Origin of the sequence: Pseudomonas sp. Q2-TVG4-2, assembly GCF_013620795.1 — a bacterium.
In the GTDB taxonomy this organism is placed as follows: Bacteria; Pseudomonadota; Gammaproteobacteria; order Pseudomonadales; family Pseudomonadaceae; genus Stutzerimonas.
Genome location: NZ_LGLW01000025.1, coordinates 1 through 3,017 on the forward strand (window position 1 = coordinate 1; position 3,017 = coordinate 3,017).

The window sequence follows — 3,017 nt, forward strand, 5'->3', positions numbered from 1 at the left end:
GGTTTGTTACGTTCGAATTTTTCTTTAGCCATCGAGACCGTCTCCCATCGTTGAATTGAGCTAGTCACGCCACCATTAAAACAAAGGCAGATATTTACATATCTGCCTTTGAGGTTGGAGCTCATGAGCGGATTTGAACCGCTGACCTCACCCTTACCAAGGGTGTGCTCTACCAGCTGAGCTACATGAGCGAATCTTGTTGCGTATGCACTAAAACCTGGAGCGGGTAGCGGGAATCGAACCCGCATCATCAGCTTGGAAGGCTGAGGTTCTACCACTAAACTATACCCGCGATAGCCTAGGCCTACGCTAAAATCTGGTGGAGGGGGAAGGATTCGAACCTTCGAAGTCGATGACGTCAGATTTACAGTCTGATCCCTTTGGCCGCTCGGGAACCCCTCCAAAACGAGGCGGCATTTTCATTGCCAAGCCTCTTACTGTCAAGCATTTTCTCATTAAAAACCTGAGGTTAGCTCCATCGACAGTGCTGAGCAGCTAGCCGTTAAGGCTGTACTGCTAAGCGGGCGCCATTCTATGTAAACTATTCCGAAGTTGCAATGCTTGAGCATGGCATTTGTCGATGCTCAAGCTCAGGAAAACTCCTCATCAGCTCAACAAGTAGCGAGTCGCTCAATAAATGTTGGCGAGAGCGCCCCACCTTGACCCAGTAACGGCGATGGGTTCTGGGCAACTCACGGATTGATGCCTCGTAATCAACCCCACGCAGGCGATTTACGACGCTCTCCGCCGAGTCCTTACGTGAGAATATCCCCAGCGATATCCCGTTAGACAACTCACCAACAGTGATGACGTAACTATCAATATTGCGAGACTGCAACTCCCGAAGCTGACGTAACGAAGCCTGGCGAGATACGAGAGGAGGCAGATATACCCAATAATCTACACCGGCAGCTTCATCGACAGGCTCGACCTGGGAATCAATATCCAAGCTCAGCAACCGCTGATTAATAGATAAAGCGATCGATTCGTCATCAAACCCGCCTAGAAACAGACAGGCGCTATCCACACTCCGCATCAGCTCACGCCGCGTTAACGATTCCGTCTCGCTCAGCAGCGTGATGTCAGGCTCTTGAGAAGGAGCTCGCAACCCAGCAACCTCTCCCGTAACCGGTGGCGGCCGATTGAGGTGATATAGATGAAGAAGCACATTCAGTATCACCAAAAGCACTAAAAGCCAGCGCATTGAAACCTCTTAGGAGTTAGGGGCAGGCTATCGCCAAGCCTCTGAAAACCAAATCTGGCACACACCTTACCCCAGGAAAGTCTGCAGCCAACGACGCGTCCCCTCCTGTGACATACGTGACGAAATCATTACCCAAATGAATCTCGGCAGAAGCGATCTGGCTGGAAATATAGCTGCGCATCATGATCAAACAGCCTCGCTCAACACCCTCAGCAGTACTTCTGCCAGGAGACACATCGCTTAGAGCAAGCGCAGTCTCTTCAGCGCCATAGTGAATACGCCGAGTGTGCGCGAGTAATTGTCCTCGCAGGAGCGCGACTCCAGGCGCAATGTAGCCACCGAGATGCGCTCCCTTCCGATCCACGAGATCTACCGTAATGGCCGTACCCAGATCGATTACGAGACAGGCCCCACCACACATATCGTACGCAGCGATGATCGCCAACCAACGGTCCATCCCCAAGCGGTGCTGGTCGCGATAACCATTCACTACCCCAGCAGTGCGCTCGGCTGGGTGCACCTTCGCGATGTCCACTTTCAGCGATTCAGAGAGAACATCCATTATCGCTCTGGTTTCTGCATCACTTCTGACACTCACCAACCGGCAGCGCGTGATTTTCCCGATATCCCGAGCCAACAGATCCCGAATAATATCTGCTGCCTGTGTGGCGATCCCTTCGATTATTGGCGGGACGCTAGCGCCCGGAATAACACGCCATTTGACGAAGCTGTTACCGCAGTCGAGCTCAAGAATCATGATCGAGCCTCAAGCTTAGCTCTCCGCCACTAAAATGCTGCTCGCCTTGGCCATCAACCAAAAGCCGTAGGGCCCCGAACTCGTTCACCCCAATCATCAAACCTTTAACCTGCTGAGAGCCGGTACTTAAAGTGCAAAGCTTACCCTGCCAGAGATTATTAGCCTCCCAGTCATCCCGCAGCGAGGAAAAGCCTTCTTGGGCGTGTCTGCTTAGATAAAGATGTAAAGACTCACTGACAAGGTTGACCAACTCGCTTCGGTTCGCCAGCACTCCTGTCTGCGCCCTTACCGATGTCCATGGCTGATCGATCTCCACGGCAGTTGCTGCCATATTCACGTTTATCCCAATGCCGATAATAACGTGACATACATCGGCCGGATCGCCCGTCAGCTCCAACAGTATTCCAGCTATTTTCTTCCCATTTGCATATATATCGTTGGGCCATTTCAGCCCAGCATTGTTGATTCCCGCGTGACGCAGTGCTTGGAGCACTGCCAAACCCACCACCAAGCTTAGGCCAGACAGCCCTTGAGGGCCGTTTGAGATTTTTAATGCGAGAGTGTAATAGATATTTTGCGCGGGCGGGCTCGCCCATGGCCGCCCTCTTCGGCCCCTGCCGGCAGTCTGACCTTCGGCCAATATCACGAAGGGAGCAGCCATTCCAGATTGCAGCAGCCTAAACGCTTCGGCATTGGTAGAGTCGACGGTGTCCTGCAGACACAACTGCCAACCGAAGCGAGTCAGCACAACGGAACTTTCTTCATAGCTCAGCAGCGAAAGAGGCTCCGCTAGCCGATACCCTCTTCCGGGCACTCTAAATAGCTCAACACCATACTCGCCCTCAAGGCGCTGTAAGTGCTTCCATACAGCGCTTCGACTTACACCGAGAACAGCACCGAGCTCTTCCCCAGAATGGAAACGACCATCACCAAGTATCCGCAGCAAGTTGTTCATAAGCCTCCCCCTAACCAGCAGGCATGAATCATAACGACACATGTAGAGCCCAGCGAGGCTTTCCAGCGCACAAAGACAAACCCCCGGTCCTCTTACGAGGA

3 protein-coding genes and 3 tRNA genes are annotated in these 3,017 nt (G+C 52.7%); all 6 read right to left on the minus strand.

The window, feature by feature from the left end; all coding sequences use genetic code 11:
* Nucleotides 1-115: 115 nt before the first annotated feature.
* Nucleotides 116-191, minus strand: a tRNA-Thr gene (locus H3028_RS20970).
* A gap of 27 nt (nt 192-218) precedes the next feature.
* Nucleotides 219-292 (minus strand) — tRNA-Gly (locus tag H3028_RS20975).
* A 25-nt stretch (nt 293-317) separates the two neighbouring features.
* A tRNA-Tyr gene (locus H3028_RS20980) sits at nt 318-402 on the minus strand.
* Between the two features lie 139 nt (nt 403-541).
* Nucleotides 542-1,204, minus strand: a complete 663-nt coding sequence (locus H3028_RS20985) for an SPOR domain-containing protein (protein ID WP_181299125.1) — start codon at nt 1,202-1,204, stop codon at nt 542-544.
* 16 nt (nt 1,205-1,220) lie between these two features.
* Nucleotides 1,221-1,961: a type III pantothenate kinase gene (locus H3028_RS20990; protein ID WP_181299126.1), complete on the minus strand. Its 741-nt coding sequence runs from the start codon at nt 1,959-1,961 to the stop codon at nt 1,221-1,223.
* The gene (birA, locus tag H3028_RS20995; RefSeq protein ID WP_181299127.1) at nt 1,951-2,916 is read right to left on the minus strand and encodes a bifunctional biotin--[acetyl-CoA-carboxylase] ligase/biotin operon repressor BirA; all 966 of its coding nucleotides are present in this window, start codon (nt 2,914-2,916) and stop codon (nt 1,951-1,953) included. The genes H3028_RS20990 and birA overlap by 11 nt, the downstream gene beginning before the upstream one ends.
* Between the last annotated feature and the right edge of the window lie 101 nt (nt 2,917-3,017).

Bases quoted from the DNA above. Each gene is read 5' to 3' on its own strand.
- H3028_RS20985 (WP_181299125.1), bottom strand. From the start codon at position 1,204: ATGCGCTGGCTTTTAGTGCTTTTGGTGATACTGAATGTGCTTCTTCAT.
- birA (WP_181299127.1), bottom strand. From the start codon at position 2,916: ATGAACAACTTGCTGCGGATACTTGGTGATGGTCGTTTCCATTCTGGG.
- H3028_RS20990 (WP_181299126.1), bottom strand. From the start codon at position 1,961: ATGATTCTTGAGCTCGACTGCGGTAACAGCTTCGTCAAATGGCGTGTT.